Origin of the sequence: Vibrio sp. S12_S33 (assembly GCF_963889785.1) — a bacterium.
Taxonomy (GTDB): Bacteria; Pseudomonadota; Gammaproteobacteria; order Enterobacterales; family Vibrionaceae; genus Vibrio; species Vibrio aestuarianus.
In genome coordinates, this window is record NZ_CAWPQZ010000001.1 from 215,033 (window position 1) to 232,041 (window position 17,009).

Annotated in this window: 14 protein-coding genes and 4 tRNA genes; 11 read left to right on the forward strand and 7 right to left on the reverse strand. The window is 42.6% G+C overall.

Annotation, left to right across the window (positions count from 1 at the left end):
* The first annotated feature begins 284 nt into the window (after positions 1-284).
* The 4 genes from AACW06_RS00895 to AACW06_RS00910 all read left to right on the forward strand — a co-directional run bounded on the left by AACW06_RS00895 (position 285) and on the right by AACW06_RS00910 (position 866).
* Positions 285-369 (forward strand) — tRNA-Tyr (locus tag AACW06_RS00895).
* Between the two features lie 82 nt (positions 370-451).
* Positions 452-536 (forward strand) — tRNA-Tyr (locus AACW06_RS00900).
* A gap of 80 nt (positions 537-616) precedes the next feature.
* Positions 617-701, forward strand: a tRNA-Tyr gene (locus AACW06_RS00905).
* Positions 702-781: 80 nt separating this feature from the next.
* A tRNA-Tyr gene (locus AACW06_RS00910) sits at positions 782-866 on the forward strand.
* Between the two features lie 134 nt (positions 867-1,000).
* On the opposite strand, the gene treC is transcribed toward AACW06_RS00910, so the two are convergent.
* The 5 genes from treC to gmhB form a co-directional block, all read right to left on the reverse strand.
* Positions 1,001-2,698 (reverse strand): alpha,alpha-phosphotrehalase, encoded by a 1,698-nt coding sequence (gene treC / locus AACW06_RS00915; protein ID WP_192073611.1) that lies wholly within the window; start codon positions 2,696-2,698, stop codon positions 1,001-1,003.
* A 61-nt stretch (positions 2,699-2,759) separates the two neighbouring features.
* A complete protein-coding gene (gene treB, locus AACW06_RS00920; protein ID WP_192073612.1) occupies positions 2,760-4,184 on the reverse strand; it encodes a PTS trehalose transporter subunit IIBC in 1,425 nt (474 codons plus the stop codon).
* 166 nt (positions 4,185-4,350) lie between these two features.
* Complete coding sequence (gene treR / locus AACW06_RS00925; RefSeq protein ID WP_053310310.1) at positions 4,351-5,298, reverse strand: trehalose operon repressor TreR; 948 nt, start codon at positions 5,296-5,298, stop codon at positions 4,351-4,353.
* A gap of 57 nt (positions 5,299-5,355) precedes the next feature.
* Positions 5,356-5,682 (reverse strand): MliC family protein, encoded by a 327-nt coding sequence (locus AACW06_RS00930; protein ID WP_192073613.1) that lies wholly within the window; start codon positions 5,680-5,682, stop codon positions 5,356-5,358.
* A gap of 41 nt (positions 5,683-5,723) precedes the next feature.
* On the reverse strand, positions 5,724-6,275 hold the full coding sequence (gmhB, locus tag AACW06_RS00935; RefSeq protein ID WP_192073614.1) for a D-glycero-beta-D-manno-heptose 1,7-bisphosphate 7-phosphatase: 552 nt from the start codon (positions 6,273-6,275) through the stop codon (positions 5,724-5,726).
* A 212-nt stretch (positions 6,276-6,487) separates the two neighbouring features.
* Here gmhB and metN point away from each other — a divergent pair, with 212 nt between their 5' ends.
* The 3 genes from metN to AACW06_RS00950 are packed head-to-tail and all read left to right on the forward strand — an operon-like array spanning position 6,488 to position 9,047.
* Positions 6,488-7,522, forward strand: a complete 1,035-nt coding sequence (gene metN / locus AACW06_RS00940) for a methionine ABC transporter ATP-binding protein MetN (RefSeq protein WP_192073615.1) — start codon at positions 6,488-6,490, stop codon at positions 7,520-7,522.
* Entirely contained in the window at positions 7,512-8,189 is a 678-nt protein-coding gene (locus AACW06_RS00945) for a methionine ABC transporter permease (protein ID WP_192073616.1), read from the forward strand. The genes metN and AACW06_RS00945 overlap by 11 nt, the downstream gene beginning before the upstream one ends.
* Before the next feature lie 48 nt (positions 8,190-8,237).
* Entirely contained in the window at positions 8,238-9,047 is an 810-nt protein-coding gene (locus tag AACW06_RS00950; protein WP_192073617.1) for a MetQ/NlpA family lipoprotein, read from the forward strand.
* A 107-nt stretch (positions 9,048-9,154) separates the two neighbouring features.
* Here the strand turns inward: AACW06_RS00950 and AACW06_RS00955 are convergent, their stop codons facing one another.
* Both AACW06_RS00955 and syd read right to left on the reverse strand, forming a co-directional pair.
* Positions 9,155-9,931: a Zn-ribbon-containing protein gene (locus AACW06_RS00955; protein ID WP_192073618.1), complete on the reverse strand. Its 777-nt coding sequence runs from the start codon at positions 9,929-9,931 to the stop codon at positions 9,155-9,157.
* A gap of 2 nt (positions 9,932-9,933) precedes the next feature.
* Entirely contained in the window at positions 9,934-10,479 is a 546-nt protein-coding gene (gene syd, locus AACW06_RS00960) for a SecY-interacting protein (RefSeq protein ID WP_192073619.1), read from the reverse strand.
* 99 nt (positions 10,480-10,578) lie between these two features.
* Here syd and queF point away from each other — a divergent pair, with 99 nt between their 5' ends.
* From queF to ppnN, 4 genes are all read left to right on the forward strand, one after another.
* Positions 10,579-11,424: an NADPH-dependent 7-cyano-7-deazaguanine reductase QueF gene (queF, locus tag AACW06_RS00965; RefSeq protein WP_192073620.1), complete on the forward strand. Its 846-nt coding sequence runs from the start codon at positions 10,579-10,581 to the stop codon at positions 11,422-11,424.
* 16 nt (positions 11,425-11,440) lie between these two features.
* The gene (locus AACW06_RS00970; RefSeq protein ID WP_192073621.1) at positions 11,441-13,708 is read left to right on the forward strand and encodes a tetratricopeptide repeat protein; all 2,268 of its coding nucleotides are present in this window, start codon (positions 11,441-11,443) and stop codon (positions 13,706-13,708) included.
* A 109-nt stretch (positions 13,709-13,817) separates the two neighbouring features.
* Positions 13,818-15,383: a GGDEF domain-containing protein gene (locus AACW06_RS00975; RefSeq protein WP_192073622.1), complete on the forward strand. Its 1,566-nt coding sequence runs from the start codon at positions 13,818-13,820 to the stop codon at positions 15,381-15,383.
* Positions 15,384-15,644: 261 nt separating this feature from the next.
* Positions 15,645-17,009 carry a nucleotide 5'-monophosphate nucleosidase PpnN gene (gene ppnN, locus AACW06_RS00980; protein ID WP_192073623.1) on the forward strand — a complete coding sequence of 455 codons (1,365 nt, stop codon included), beginning with the start codon at positions 15,645-15,647 and terminating at the stop codon, positions 17,007-17,009.

Here is a 17,009-nt window from a genome sequence, read left to right on the forward strand (position 1 = left end):
TTATACGCTATTCAAACGTCAAGGAGTGTAAATCTGATCAAATAAGTGCTATCAACATCATGATTTGAGTATTCAACACACAGCACATATGCTGTTTTAGATAGTTTTCTGTTGCTAAAACCACTCATTACGCGCTTCTTTGTCCAAAAAGGCAGCATTCGATTCGAAATCATAAGAAAAAGTCTTTACACAAAGAGCGAGTTTGCTATGATGCGCTCCGCACTTGAGCAATGCGTTGGGAAAACGTTGTTTAGGTATGCTTTAAGAGCATGAAAAATACCCTTGGAGGGGTTCCCGAGTGGCCAAAGGGAGCAGACTGTAAATCTGCCGGCTCCGCCTTCGATGGTTCGAATCCGTCCCCCTCCACCATATTCTTCTCGTAAGAGAAAACCTCAATTGAATCGTTGGGAAAACTTCAGTTGAGCCTATTTTAAGAATAGGAAAAAACCCTGGAGGGGTTCCCGAGTGGCCAAAGGGAGCAGACTGTAAATCTGCCGGCTCCGCCTTCGATGGTTCGAATCCGTCCCCCTCCACCATATTCTCTCGTAAGAGAAACCTTGATTGAATCGTTGGGAAAACTTCAATTAAGCCTATTTTAAGAATAGGAAAAAACCCTGGAGGGGTTCCCGAGTGGCCAAAGGGAGCAGACTGTAAATCTGCCGGCTCCGCCTTCGATGGTTCGAATCCGTCCCCCTCCACCATATTCTCTCGTAAGAGAAACCTTGATTGAATCGTTGGGAAAACTTCAATTAAGCCTATTTTAAGAATAGGAAAAAACCCTGGAGGGGTTCCCGAGTGGCCAAAGGGAGCAGACTGTAAATCTGCCGGCTCCGCCTTCGATGGTTCGAATCCGTCCCCCTCCACCATCTATCAAAGCCTGCTCATTGAGCAGGCTTTTTTTATTACTGCATTTCATAGAATATAGGCGACAAAAAAGGCTTCAAGTCATTAAACTTGAAGCCTAAAAGATTGGTCCTAGAGGGAAAAGACTCAATCAGGATTAAAAATCAACCAAGATGATTCGAGTTTCATAAGGTCGCAATATTTGATGTGCAAGCACTTTCGATGAATCGAATCTGCTGTAATTACCAAGCAAATACTTTGCTTTTTCGAGTGGTAATTCTACTGGCAGTACACACTCTTCTTCTCGGTCGTAATAATTGTTAATGCAGATAAGTGCTTGTTTCTTGTTCTGGCGCTTATACGCGAAAATCGCGGGGTGTTCTGGGAGTAAATCGACGTAATCACCGCTGGTGATCACCGGAATCTCTTTTCGCAGAGCAATTAAACGTTGGTAGAAATAAAACACCGAATGTTTATCTTCTAATGCACGCTCTGCATTAACTTGTCGGTAGTTCCCAGCCACTTCTAGCCACGGTTTTACGGAGCTAAAGCCAGCAAACGCTTTGCCATTCCACTGCATCGGCGTTCGTGAGTTATCACGCGATTTCTGCGCTAGAATAGCGATCATATCATCATGACTAACACCTTGTTGATGCACCATGATGTCATACATGTTGGTACTTTCGACATCTTGGTACTGGGAAATTGAAGTGTAGCCAGGGTTCGTCATGCCAATTTCTTCACCTTGATAAACATAAGGTGTTCCTTGCATCATGTGCACTGAAGCCGCGAGCATTTTTGCTGATTCAACTCGGTAATGTTTGTTATCTCCCAAACGGCTAACAATGCGTGGTTGGTCATGATTACACCAAAATAACGCGCCCCACCCTTTGCCATTTAACCCTACCTGCCAATGGTTAAAGATCCGCTTAAGCTGTAAAAAATCAAAAGGAGTATTGGTCCATTTATCACCATTTGAATAATCCACTTTCAAATGATGAAAGTTAAAGACCATCGATAACTCTTTGCCGTCTAAACGTGAATATTGCTGGCAATGATCTAAGGTCGTCGACGACATTTCGCCAACCGTGACGCTACCGTATTGCTGGAACACGGCTTGGCTTATCTCTTGTAGATATTCGTGAACTCGCGGCCCATCAGTATAAAAACGACGACCATCACCGCGGTCATCACTTGGGAAATCTTGCTGTTTAGAGATAAGGTTAATTACATCGAGGCGAAAGCCATCGACGCCCTTCTTCGCCCAAAAATCAATGACCTGTTTAACTTCGTCGCGCACTTTTGGGTTTTCCCAATTGAGATCAGCTTGCTCTTTGGCAAATAAATGCAGGTAGTATTGACCGGTCGCGTCATCTAATGCCCAAGCACTGCCACCGAATTTCGATTGCCAATTATTGGGTACATCACCATCGATTGGATCTTTCCAAATATAGTAATCTCGATAAGGGCTCGATTTATCCCCCAAAGCCGACTGAAACCACGCATGTGCAGTAGAGGTATGGTTAACCACAATATCCATAATAATACGGATACCTTTTTGATGGGCTTGCGCGAGCAGATCATCAAAGTCTTGCATGCAGCCAAACTCTGGATTCACATCATAGTAGTCAGAAATATCATAGCCGTTATCTACCATTGGTGATGAGTAGATTGGAGTTAACCAAATCGCATCAATACCCAAGGTTTGCAGATAATCGAGCTTAGAGATAACTCCTCGGATATCTCCCGTACCTTTACTTCCACTATCACAAAAGCTTTTAGGATAAATTTGATAAATGGTGGCCGTTTTCCACCAATTAGCATCGATATTCATTGAAGAATTAATGATTGTCATCAAACAAACTCACTTACAAAAATGACAATGAGCAACAACAAATGCCGTTGCTCATATAAAATTATGCTGCTACAGGTTCCAATTCGCCTTTCATTTGCGCGCGTTTATAAAGGAAAAGAGTCAAAAATGCAGGGATGATCATCGCCACTAGCATAGCGACTGCATAGATACCCCAATATTGTGGCTGAATAGAGAGAATGCCTGGCAATCCACCGACACCGATACCATTTGCCATCACACCAGCGCTACCACAAATAGCCGCCGCGACAGCGCTACCAATCATTGCGCTCAACATCGGAAATTTATACTTCAAGTTGATCCCGTACATCGCAGGCTCAGTGACACCAAGATAAGCAGAAATAGCGGCAGGAACGGAAATATCACGCTCGCCGTGCTTTTTACTGATGATAATGATGCCCACTACAGCAGAAGCTTGTGCAATATTTGACAGTGCAATCAATGGCCAAATCGGTGTTCCGCCTAATTCTTGCATTAACTGTAGGTCAACGGCGTTGGTTGTATGGTGAATCCCGGTAATCACTAGTGGTGCGTATAAGAAGCCAAAAACCATTGAACCGATTACAGCAAAATCACCGGTCATTGCCGCTTTAGCCGCAAAGGCCACGCCATTACCCAATACACGACCAAATGGCCCGATCAATGCGTGCGCTAAAATCACCGATAGAATGATCGATACAAATGGCACCACCACCAGATATAAATAAGCAGGAACAATTCGTTTCAAATTGGTTTCAATAAAGGCCAATACCACACCAGCCAACATCGCAGGAATAACTTGTGCCTGATAACCTACTTTTTCAATAACAAATAACCCGAAGTCCCATGCCTCTGGTACTTGCTTACCGATTAAATAGGCATTCATCAATTGAGGAGAAACCAGCGTCACACCAAGCGTAATACCTAAAATTGGCGTCCCCCCCAGTTTCTTGACCGTCGACCAACACACACCGACAGGTAGGAAGAAGAAAATAGCCTCGCCAATCAGCCATAAGAAGGAGTGGACCGTTGCCCAAAACTGGCTGATCTCGACTAGAGTTTTACCATCGAACATTCGAATGTCACCAATGACATTACGAAAACCGAGGATCAAACCACCGGTAATAATTGCAGGAAGCAGGGGAACAAAAATTTCAGCAAGGTGTGAGATCCCACGCTCTAAAAAGTTCATATTCTGACGAGCCGCTTGTTTCGCTTCATCTTTAGATGATGCATCTTTACCGGCTAACTCGATTAAAACAGCATACACATCATCCACTTCAGTCCCAATAACCACTTGAAACTGCCCGGCATTAGTGAAGCAACCCTTGACGAGGCTCATTGCCTCAAGCCCTTTGGGGTCGGCTTTATCCGTATCATTCAATACAAAGCGCAAACGAGTCAAACAGTGACTCACACTCGCAATATTCTCTTTTCCACCCACCAGCTCGATAATACGAGCAACATCTTGCTTAGCTATTTTGGCCATACCCTTTTCCACCCTATATTGGAATTTTGTTTATTGTTCTCTTTAGTGGGAACATTCCCATCAACACAGAGATATTGACACAAATAATAAAAGACTAAAATGGGAACAGTCCCATAAATTGAATGTGATCACAGAGTAATTTCAATTCACATAATTAAAGAGTAAGTTACTTGATCAAAGGTAATTGTGTGATACGCACACAATCGGTTTCACCATTTAATTGAGAAACCAGAAGATTAGCCGCTTTTTTACCAGCTTGGCTGTAGCCTGGATCGATACTGTAAACATTAGGAAATAGGAATGACAACAGTTCATTACCGCCAACTCCCGTCACTGTGATGTCATCGCGTCCCAACTCTTGAAGACGCTTGATAACCCCAAGAGCTAAAGTATCACTCGCACAAACAATGGCTTGAGTTTCAGCACAAAGCACCTCATCAACAAGTTGGTAGGCACTTTCATGATGTAAACGACCAGTACGATAATGTGGAGAATGGCCGTTGAGTTGACACCATTTTAAATAAGATTCTAGTCGTAAACTGCCCGTAGTTTTATCACTAGGATCCACCCCAATGTAAGCAATATTCTCAATACCCTGCTCGCTTAAATGTCTCAACGCACCTTGAATGATTGCATCGTTATCATAATTTATTGATGATACACATTCCGTATCCATAGAGATAACCACTGCCCGTGAGGTCCATAGACTTAATTGATCAACATCGAGATCGGTAAACCCAAAAACAATCACCCCATCGACATTGCGTTTTCGCAGTACTTCAAGATGCTCATTGGTTTTATAACGATCGAATTGGCTTTCCATGATCACTACATCATAGCCATGTTGATAAAGTGATTGCAAAATGTTGCCGACAACTCGGTTCTCTGATGGAGAATCAAGACGAGAGATAATGACCCCGATAACTTTCTGGCTGCCACCACGCATCAATTGAGCAGACTTTGATGGGACATAACCAGAATCTTGAATCACACGTTCTACTTTAGCTCTGGTTTCCGGTTTCACTTTAGGATCGTTGGTAAGAACCCGAGACACCGTTGACTTACCAACACCAGAAAGCTTTGCGATATCCAAAATAGTGAGTTTTCTGCTCATGCTGACCTATTAAATGAAGAAGATAAAACGGCGTTAGCACAACCGTATTAGAGAAAATTATTGAATTTTACACGCTTTATAAAACGTAGAACTCAATTCGAGGGTCGCTTCATCACCTTTGGTATGCAGCATTACCGATTGAGGGTTGCTTTTATCATCAAGTACATATTTAACACCCGATGCAGCAGGAACTTGAAGCAGAGTGTATTGTTTGTCACCAACCCGTAAAAGCGCTGATTGTTGATCCGGGTAAGAAACATCAAACGAGCCACCAGCAGCACATTGATAATGCTGCAACAAAGGAGCATCACTACCTGTCAACGTTTGTGAACACCCCGCTAATAATAATGTTGCCGATAAAAATACAAATAAGCCATTCTTCATATCAACTCCAATAAAAAAGGTCACACAGTGACCTTAATTAGCTACTTAGCCAAAAAAGCTGGAACCTCTCGGATACTGTCAAGTACAACCGAGGCTAATGCTTCGCCTTGTTCAGTTACTGGTTTTCCGGTTCGTACTAGAATCTTGGTACCAACGCCTGCGGCTTCTGCAGCCATCATATCTTCCGCTTTATCGCCCACCATCACCGACTTCTCCATATCAATCTTGAGAAAATCTCGCGCAGAGATAAACATACCGGGTTTTGGCTTACGGCAGTCGCAATCTTCTTTGTACTTACCTTGACCATGTTCTGCATGGTGAGGACAGTAATAAAAGCCGTCAAATTCAACCCCGTGATCAACAAAGTTCCAATCCATCCATTGCGTCAACGACAAGAAACGATCTTCGCTGAATTTACCACGCGCAATGCCTGATTGGTTTGTAACTAAGACCAACATATAGCCCATGTTTTGTAACTTCTTCGTTGCTTCAAACACACCATCAATAAACTCGAAGTCATGTTCATCATGCACATAACCATGGTCCACGTTGATCACGCCATCGCGATCTAAAAACACTGCTGGTTTAGCCAAAATTACTCTCTCATTTCGGGAATCTGCAACAATTATTGCATGCTTTATTTCTTTCATCACTACCTAATTACTTTATGGTTTAACCTCTATAACCATTTAGACGTCTAGACGTAAAAATATCTATTGACTTAAATCAAATTAAGCCATAGCATCGTCTACAAAGTGAGATAGAGTTCAAGATTTTATTCTGTTATCCCTGTGCAGGTTTTCCCATGATTCAAATTAATCAAGTCAATAAGGTGTTCTATCAAGGCACTAAACAAATTAATGCGTTGAAAGATATCAATCTTCACATTAAGCAAGGCACTATTTTTGGTGTTATCGGTTCTTCGGGTGCGGGGAAAAGTACACTGATCCGTTGCGTTAACATGTTAGAAGCACCAACAACTGGCTCTGTGATTATTGACGGTGTTGATCTGACTAAATTAAGTAAGTCTGAATTGAGTAAAGCTCGTCGAAACATCGGGATGATTTTCCAGCATTTCAATCTACTTTCATCTCGAACGGTATTTGCCAATGTCGCTCTACCACTAGAGCTTGCAGGAATAGACAAATCAGCAATCGATAATAAAGTGACTGAGTTACTGCAATTAGTAGGTTTGGCTGATAAACGGGATACTTATCCAGCGAATCTTAGTGGTGGTCAAAAACAGCGTGTTGCTATTGCTCGCGCTCTGGCTTCAGACCCTAAGGTTCTATTGTGCGATGAAGCAACTAGTGCTCTAGACCCTGCGACTACCCAATCAATTTTAGAGTTGTTAAAAGAGATCAACCGTTCGCTAAACATCACTATATTGCTGATCACCCATGAAATGGATGTGGTTAAAAGCATTTGTCATGAAGTGGCAATCATCGGTGATGGTGAGTTGGTAGAAAAAGGTACTGTGGGTGAAATTTTCGCACACCCTAAAACAACCTTAGCGCACCAATTTATTCGCTCAACGTTGGATCTTTCTATTCCTGAAGATTATCAAGTACGCTTGCAATCAACTCGTGTCGCAAACAGTTATCCTTTAGTGCGTTTAGAGTTCACCGGAGCTACCGTTGATGCGCCATTGATGACACAAATTGCTCGCAAATTTAATATTGATGTCAGCATTTTGAGTTCAGACTTAGATTACGCAGGCGGCGTAAAATTCGGCATGATGGTCGCTGAGTTATTTGGCAATGAAGCAGACGATAATGCTGCCTTAGAATTTCTTCGTGAAAACAATGTAAAAGTAGAGGTACTTGGTTATGTCCTTTAATACAGTGACAGATTGGTTAAGCTTAAATGGCGATCTCCTACTGATGGCGACATGGCAAACACTTTACATGGTAGCCGTTGCAGGGATTGTTGGTTTTGCTGTCGGTATTCCGCTAGGGGTAATTTTACACACCAGTAAAAAAGGCGGACTGCTAGAGAACACCAAACTTAATAGCATTCTCGGCGCGGTTGTGAATGTCGGACGCTCTGTGCCTTTCCTAGTGTTGATGGTTGCCATTATCCCTGTCACTAAATTACTGGTTGGCACCTTTATTGGTACTACCGCAGCAATTGTTCCTCTCACCATTGGCGCCATTCCATTTGTCGCTCGCTTGATTGAAAGTGCGTTACTGGAAGTCCCTACAGGCCTTGTTGAGGCTGCGCAATCGATGGGCGCGACACCAATGCAGATCATTCGGAAGGTACTACTTCCTGAAGCGCTACCAACCATTGTTAACTCTATCACCATTACACTGGTAACTTTGGTTAGCTACTCAGCGATGGCCGGTACTGTCGGCGGCGGTGGCTTAGGTGATGTTGCTATTCGCTATGGTTTCCACCGTTACGATATTGGCATCATGGCAGCCACCGTAGTGATGTTGATTGTGCTCGTGCAAATTATTCAGTCGATCGGTGACAATTTCGTTCGCCGCGTCGATCACAGATAAATCATACTAAAAACAAACACAGATTCATTTTATAACAAGGAGTTAATTATGAAATTTAGCCTTAAGGGTTTACTTACCATCGCCGTCTCGGCTTCGGCACTTGTGCTGGCTGGCTGTGGTGAAAAAGCGGTAGATAACAGCAAAATCAAAGTGGGTGTTATTGCTGGTGCTGAAGCTCAAGTTGCTGAAGTTGCAGCTAAAGTCGCCAAAGAAAAATACAACCTAGATGTTGAGCTAGTAACATTTACTGATTATGTAACACCCAATGCTGCTTTAGATGATGGCTCTATCGACATCAACGCATTCCAACACAAACCATATCTAGATCAACAGATTACTGACCGTGGTTATAAATTGGCGATTGCAGGCAATACTTTTGTTTATCCAATTGCTGGTTACTCAAAGCAAGTTAAATCCGTCGATGAAATTCAAGATGGCTCACGCATTGCTGTACCGAACGACCCAACAAACCTTGGCCGCTCTTTACTGTTACTACAACAACAAGGTCTTATCACCTTGCGTGAAGGGGCTGGTCTTCTAGCAACAGTGCGTGACATCGTTGCCAACCCAAAAAACATCACGATTATTGAACTTGATGCAGCTCAACTGCCCCGCTCACTGGATGATGTAGCGCTATCAATCATCAACACAACTTACGCTAGCTCAATCAACTTAACACCAGAAAAAGATGGTGTATTTGTTGAAGATAAAAAGTCACCGTATGTGAACTTAATTGTGGCTCGTGAAGATAACGCGCAGGCAGAAAATGTCACTAATTTCGTCAAAGCGTACCAGACGGATGAAGTATACCAAGCTGCATCTCAAATCTTTGCTGGCGGTGCCGTTAAAGGTTGGTAATCGCAGTGTGAGTGAAAGCTCTAAGCGCAAAAAAACCAAAGCCGATACACAATGTATCGGCTTTTTCATCTCTAACGGTTGTTAATAGACAAATTAAATCACTCAGGCTACTTAATATGATCCCAAGACATATTAGACACAATCCGGCACTCATCGCATTTGAAATGGAAGATATCGTGCTCGGGTTCATCTAATAACCATTCACCTCCACACTTTGGACACTTACGAGCTTGTTCATCAGCCAAACTTTTACCACCAACACGATATTGATAATAATAAGTAGGAATTTGCGTTAAATATTCAATACGACCGCGAAGATCCCAACCACGTAGAAACAACACACTGTCGGTATCGCATATTTCATGCAGAGCAGCGTGCTCGGCTCTACATCCACCAGCCATTTGAATTTCATCACACGCTTGCCACTCGGTTTGCCACTTGATCACCGCTTTATGATCGCCATTTAATGTTGGAGGGTTACGGTACAACGGAATAGGCAACAGTGTTTCACCACTGCGTAATGGCGAGCAGGTATGTACGTAAGTGGTATAAAGAATTTGCCAGCTAGGCGATTCCTCTTCTGCCGCCTGCTCAGAATTTAAGTCTCGCCCTAACAAGCGAGCCTTGGGGGCTAGTAAACTGGCATCCGCTAAACGATTCAAGCACACCTTAACAAAATCAGAATGATACTTAGGGTGCAGACTGTCTTCCTCTGGGCAGACAACTCGTACAAAAAACTCACCATCGCCCATTACGATAGGAAACTCACGGCCAAGCACTTGTCCATTATAGCGAAGCGCATCCATCAACCCGTTAATGGCTTTATCCACTGCAGAGACTGTGGTGTTATCAAAACATTCAAACTGTAATTCGACGACGTACATGGTTACACCACTGGCTCAAGGTTGGCTAAAAACTCAGCAACATTTTCAGCAAGTACATCACGCTTGTCTGTTCCTAACCGCTCTAGAATTACATTACCCGATAAGTTGCAGATCGAGATCACATCCAATTCAGCATCTGTTGCTGCAATAAATATCGTTGGTTTTAGCTTTAAACGGCGCTGAGTCACTAAATGCCCGAGAATATTTTCCTGTAAGCGTACAAAGTCATCCTCACTCCACACTTGCAGTAACGCAAGCTCATTGCCTTGCCATGCCGCCTGCATATCAGCACAAAACTGCACACCATAAAATGCTTTAATATCATGATGCAATGCCAGTTCTATCGCGGCTTCAACATTACTAAAATCGGCTTGATGTTCACGTACAATCGCTTTCCACGCCACACTATCGGCATGCTTAACCGCAACACAAGGGGAATCAAAATCAACCAACTCCTCACTACGAGGTAACTCACCATGTTTGCTTTGGTAGGTTTCAAGATAGCGCTGAGTAAACGAGAGTAAGGCTTGATCGGCAGTTTGAGCCATGAAATTCTCCATTATTAGAGCTCTACAGTCTTGTTTAATGACAGAAACCATAGGATTGCGTAAAATTCCGCTTATTCTAATCGAATTGACTTTAAAAGTATGAGCAAATATTCAGATGCGAAAGAGTTAGTAGGGTTAACTCTCGGAAAAAAAACCGAATACGCCAACCAATATGATCCAAGCCTATTGCAACCAGTACCACGTAGCCTAAACCGAAACGATCTCGCTTTAGGGGATACGCTACCCTTCAAAGGTTGTGATATCTGGACCTTGTATGAGCTCTCTTGGCTCAATGATAAAGGGCTACCTCAAGTAGCGATTGGTGATGTAGCTATACCAGCAACAAGCGCTAATTTGATTGAATCAAAGTCATTCAAGCTATATCTCAACAGCTATAATCAAACCAAAATTGGCACTTGGGAAGAAGTGCAACAGCGTTTGATTGACGATTTATCCAACTGCGCAGGTGAACCAGTAAGCGCCACACTGCACCCAGTACAACGCTATACTGAACAAGCGATTGTCAGTATGCTAGGTGACTGCATTGATGACCAAGATATTGAAATCAGCAGTTATGATTTTGATGCGAGCTTGCTTGAAGATTCAGCTCAAGGTGACATCGTTGAAGAGTCACTGCATAGCCATTTATTAAAATCTAATTGCTTGATTACCAACCAACCAGACTGGGGTAGCGTGGAGATCCAGTATCAGGGTCAACAAATCAACCGTGAAGCTCTGCTACGCTATATCGTCTCATTTCGTGAACATAATGAGTTCCACGAACAGTGTGTTGAACGGATTTTTAGCGATATCATGCACTATTGCAAGCCAAGCCGTTTAACCGTCTATGCAAGGTATACTCGTCGTGGCGGTTTGGACATCAACCCATATCGCTCAACACAACACGATAAGCCAGCACACAACCAACGCATGGCTCGCCAATAAAAGGATTAACACTAGGATGAACAACGTGCGCTGGAAGTTTTTACTCAGTTTGCTTGTAGCTCTGTTCCCATTGGCTACTCAGGCGACGATTTACACATCGCCGACACTTAATGAAGCCAATGGATTGGTTGACATTTCACCTAATCAAGCCAAAAGCCTTACTACTCAGTATCTAAACCAGCGCAAATTGGCCGATAAAACAGAAAAAAATCTGTCAACGATTTCCAGAGACGAAACCGACAGTAGAATAAGAACCCCTGACAGCACGGTCGATGCTTTACAAATTTTGGCTCAGGCAGAATTTAACCTGCGCAACTTCAATGCTGCAATACAAACACTCAATCAAGCCGAGTTGCTGACTCGACAATATCAATTGTCTTATCTTGAATTGGACGTGGAAATATTAAAGACCCGCCTCATTTGGCAAAACAGTGGTGATGCTAGCGCAGCACGTGAAGCACTTAGAAGCATTACAGCAAAGTATGATTCAATAAAAAACGTAGACCAACTTGCTAAAGGCATTGACTATCAAATCACACTACTCAGAGCTGAAATTGCCTCCAAAGCCTATGACATTGAACTTGCCAATAAACTGTTCGCTGACTTAAAACCTTATGTCGATACTTTGCAGTCCCCAAAACCAATTATCGAGTATCACCTAGTGGTCGGCGGGCACTACCTTGATCATGGTTTTTATAATCTTGCGCTGTCAGAGCTGTTGATCTCTTACTGGAGCGCAATTGAAAGCAACTCCAGCGCATTACTTGCCAAAACCAATACCCGACTCGCCCAACTATTTTTTGAGCGAAAAGTGCTTGATAAAGCGATTACATACTTATCTCAAGCTGCTGATTTTTACGATAACTATAAAGACTCACCGGTTCTGGCTGATGTTTTACAGCGCATGGGAGATATCTACTACCAACAAGGTAAATATAATTTAGCGCTGGTTCACTATTTTAACGTTATCGATCATGAAAATAGCCGCAATGATATGGAAAAAATTATCGAAGTCCGTATAAGTCTGGCTGCCACTTACTTGAATTTGTACAACTTTACGTTGACCGAACAATACCTATCGCGCGCTGAGCAGTTACTGACGATTTCTGATGTACCACGACTAAAAGCTCACACCTTACTACTTCATGCCGGCTTAGCTTTTCATCAAAATCAAGCATCGTCGGTACTCTCTAATGCGCAACAAGCATTAGAGATCGGCAATAAAATTAAAGATGCTGATATTCAAGAAAAAGCATATCAACTACTGTCTCTCGGTTATGAGCAAAATGGTCAGTACACAAAAGCACTAGAAAATATCAAACGCGGTAATACCTTATCGAAAATCCGCCAAGAAAAGCTCAATCAAATCAGTGAAGAAGCCTTTCGCCAACAAGAAGAGTTCATCGAACAAACTTTGCATTTGGTTGGTCAAGAAAAAGCACTGCTACAAACTCAAGAAGAATACAGAAAATTCCAAAAAATTGCCTTTGTACTCTTTATACTCTCAGTGGTGCTATTTCTATTTTTACTGCGCCGAGGCTACATCATTCAACGTCGAGATGAAGAGATCGATGAATTAAATAGCAATTTATTTACCCATTCACGTTCACGACTGCGTAACCTACGAACGCTTAATGCCAAACTGCCTTCTTCACTGCAAAAAAGCAGCCGCAATTTCGAACAGTGGCATATCGGAGAGTTGATCCACGAACCTCTCAATGATCGTCTGCGCTTTGTGATGGTTGATGTACCCTTCCTACGTAATATGTATTTGCAACATGGTTACTCAGTTGGGTTAGAGCTGGAACATCAATTTGGTGAGTTTTTAAAATCAAAAGTAGCCGACCCTGCTCGTATCTATCATTTTTCTGATGCTAATCTTTTGTATATTGAACCCAATATTGATCGCAACATACCACCAGAAAACGCGTTTAAACAGCTCCAAGGCTGGATTAATGAATTTCAACCAGAACGTCGATTGAATCGTATTATTCGAATGGGGATCGCAGATTACCCATTCTTACCTAGAGCTTATACGGCTATTAATGATAAAGAATTACTGGATATCCTGTTAATGGCAACCAGTGTTGCTCGAGAATTGAGTATGAAAGAAGGTGTTAGTCAGTGGGTCTACCTAAAAGCCATTGATAACGCTCCGGCGGCAAGCTTTGCTTCCAGTAATATTCGAAAATCTTGTAAACATGCGATCAACCAAGGGTTAATTAAGGTGCATTCTTCCTATAAGAATGAGGAGAGCATCAAAAAACTCTTAAAAGATGGATAATTACTAAACATTCAATGCGTTAAAGCCGTGACGTGGTTAATTAATTTGTTATTATCGACAAATCAATTAATAGGATCATTATTGATCTTCTCAGTTTAGTTTGTTGTACATGGCCGCTCTCGAACAGGATATTCAAACACAATTACACCAACTAAAAATTCAGTTGGAACAAGTTCGTTTGACACAAAGGGATACTTCGTTCAAGTTTAAACGAGAACAAGCCGTCCTAAAACGGATCGTCGCATCTTTAAGTGTGGCATGTCAGGGTGATGACAGTCAGTTAAATCGTAATTTATCTGACCTTCGAGCTGCTTTAGAGCAACAGAAAGATGTCAGTACTCTCATTCCTCGCTTAGCTATATTGGAGCGCATGTTGAAGCAACAAACCTTGGCTACGGAAAAACAGAGTACGCATTTAGACTCCCAGATAAAACACAGCGGAGAAACCTTGCTGCGCGTTGCCGGACTTCCCGCGAAAATTAAGCGCGATTTGCGTGATCTACTCAGTTTCTCAGACGCTCTACCAAAACCAAAAGCCGATCAAGCAATGTATTTGCTTGAAATTTATGAACGCGCCATCAAAATAATTACCGCTAACCCAAGCACCGCAACAAGTGAACTGCATAATGCCGCCGATAAAGAACTGTTATTAAGTCTATCGGATGAACTGCAACATTTGATCACCGAACTGGATTTTGAAGGTGAGTCAGGCGAACAGTTGGTCGATATTCGCGCAAAACTGCTGATTGGCGTTTCAACTCCGACACTCTTAGAGCTTACCCTTGAGATCCTTAAGCTAGTGATTGAAGGCACGAATTTTGAGCGTACAACCTCAAAAAAGTTCTTAGAGCAAGTTAATGCGTCTTTGTTTAAACACTTAAAAAGCAGCGAACATAACGTCGAGCAAAGCCAGCACTATTTTGAACATCGTCAGGATATGAACAACGAATTGAGCGGTCTGATTGGTCAAAGCCAGTCATTGCTCAAAGATTCTAGCTCAATCGATAATCTAAAAAATTCAATGTCGCCGATTTTAAGTGAAATGGAGTCTCTTTCCGAAAGGCTAACTCACGCCGAACAGCGTGAACAAGCGTTAATAGAACGCTTAAGCTACGGAAAAAATCAGATGGAGGCGTTATTTGAGCTCACGCAAGATTATCGACGTCGATTGGAAGATCAATCACAACGAATGCTGCTTGACCCATTAACTAAAGTCTACAACCGAACCGCATTTAATGATCGCCTAGAACTGGAATATCGCCGCTGGATTCGCTCTCAACATCCTTTTAGGGTAGTCATTGTCGATATTGATAAATTTAAATCGGTCAATGATAGTTTTGGTTACACCGCTGGTGATAAGGCGCTAAAGATCATCGCAAGAACCATCGCCAAAGAAACTGCAGACACCGATACCGTGGCCCGTTTTTCAGGAGAAGAATTTGTTATTCTGCTCCCAGAACATGATGATAATCACTGTTTTAAGTTAGTACAGAATATTCAAAAACACGTGGCTAAACTGCCTTTCAAATTTCGTGAAAAGAACATCACCATTACTCTTTCAGCCGCAAGTACTTCCTTTAAAGATTCAGATACACCAGAAGAAGTACTCGAACGTCTTCACCGCTCACTATTAGAAGCGAAACGTTTGGGGCCTAATCAAGTCATTTGGAAATAAAGCAAATAGCGGCTTTAAATGGTCGCTATTTGACCAACTCGCACACAAATCATGCGTCAAGTCACATTCCTCTAGCAGCAACGTTTCCTAACGATAATGAAAAGAACTAGATTGATACTGTAATTTCAATCAGTTATGACGTCCTATCGCTCTGGGTTAAGCAAACGAACAATCCCCATATTCTCAGATAACAGAATAGGAATAAAAACCTACTTTAGCCGTAGCATGGACATTTATTTATCCTTATAACAGGAGGCCAATATGATCACTCATATCAGCCCAGCAGGCAGCATGGATCTGCTATCTCAACTGGAAGTTGAGCGTCTTAAAAAAACCGCTTCAAGTGAGCTTTATCAACTTTATCGCAACTGTACTTTGGCGGTTTTGAACTCGGGCAGCCACACTGATAACTCAAAAGAACTTCTCGATAAACACAAATCTTTTGATGTAACAGTAATGCGCCGTGAGCGCGGGATTAAACTAGAGTTAGCTAACCCACCAGAGCATGCTTTCGTGGATGGCCAAATTATTAAAGGTATCCAAGAGCACTTGTTCTCGGTGCTGCGAGATATTGTGTACGTTAATATGCATCTCGCAGATAGCCAGCGCTTAAATTTGACTAATGCTATCCATATCACCAACTTAGTGTTTGGCATTTTACGTAATGCCGGAGCACTGATTCCGGGGACTCTTCCCAACCTTGTTGTATGTTGGGGAGGTCACTCGATTAACCCTACCGAATACCAATACACACGTGAAGTCGGCCATGAATTAGGGTTACGAGAACTCAATATTTGCACTGGCTGTGGGCCAGGAGCAATGGAAGGTCCTATGAAAGGTGCAGCAATTGGTCACGCTAAGCAACGTTACAAAGAACAGCGTTACTTAGGGCTAACCGAACCATCAATCATTGCCGCAGAGCCACCTAACCCAATCGTGAATGAATTGGTGATCATGCCAGATATCGAAAAACGCTTGGAAGCTTTCGTGCGGATAGCACATGGCATCATTATATTTCCTGGCGGTGCAGGAACCGCAGAAGAGCTGCTGTATATTCTAGGTATCATGATGCATCCAGAAAATGCCAGCCAACCAATGCCTATCGTGTTGACCGGGCCAAAAGAGAGCGAAGCTTATTTCAGTTCCATCGATAAATTTATTGCAGAAACCTTAGGCGATGAAGCTCGTAAGCACTACCAAATTGTGATTGATGACCCAGAAAAAGTCGCTCAAATTATGAGCCAAGCAATGCCGAAAGTCCGTCAGCATCGTAAAGATAACGGTGATGCTTATAGCTTCAACTGGTCACTTAAAATAGAACCCGAGTTCCAACTTCCTTTTGAGCCGACGCATGACAGCATGGCTAATTTAGATTTGCACCTTAACCAAAAGCCAGAAGTGTTGGCAGCCAACTTGCGCCGCGCATTCTCCGGAATTGTTGCGGGCAACGTAAAAGCAGAAGGCATTCGTGAAATCGAACGTCATGGCCCCTTCACTATTGATGGTGATACCAAATTAATGAAAAAAATGGACCTGCTGCTCAAAGACTTTGTTGCTCAACACCGCATGAAGCTGCCGGGAGGTAGCGCTTACGAGCCTTGCTATAAGATTGCTGCTAATAAATAG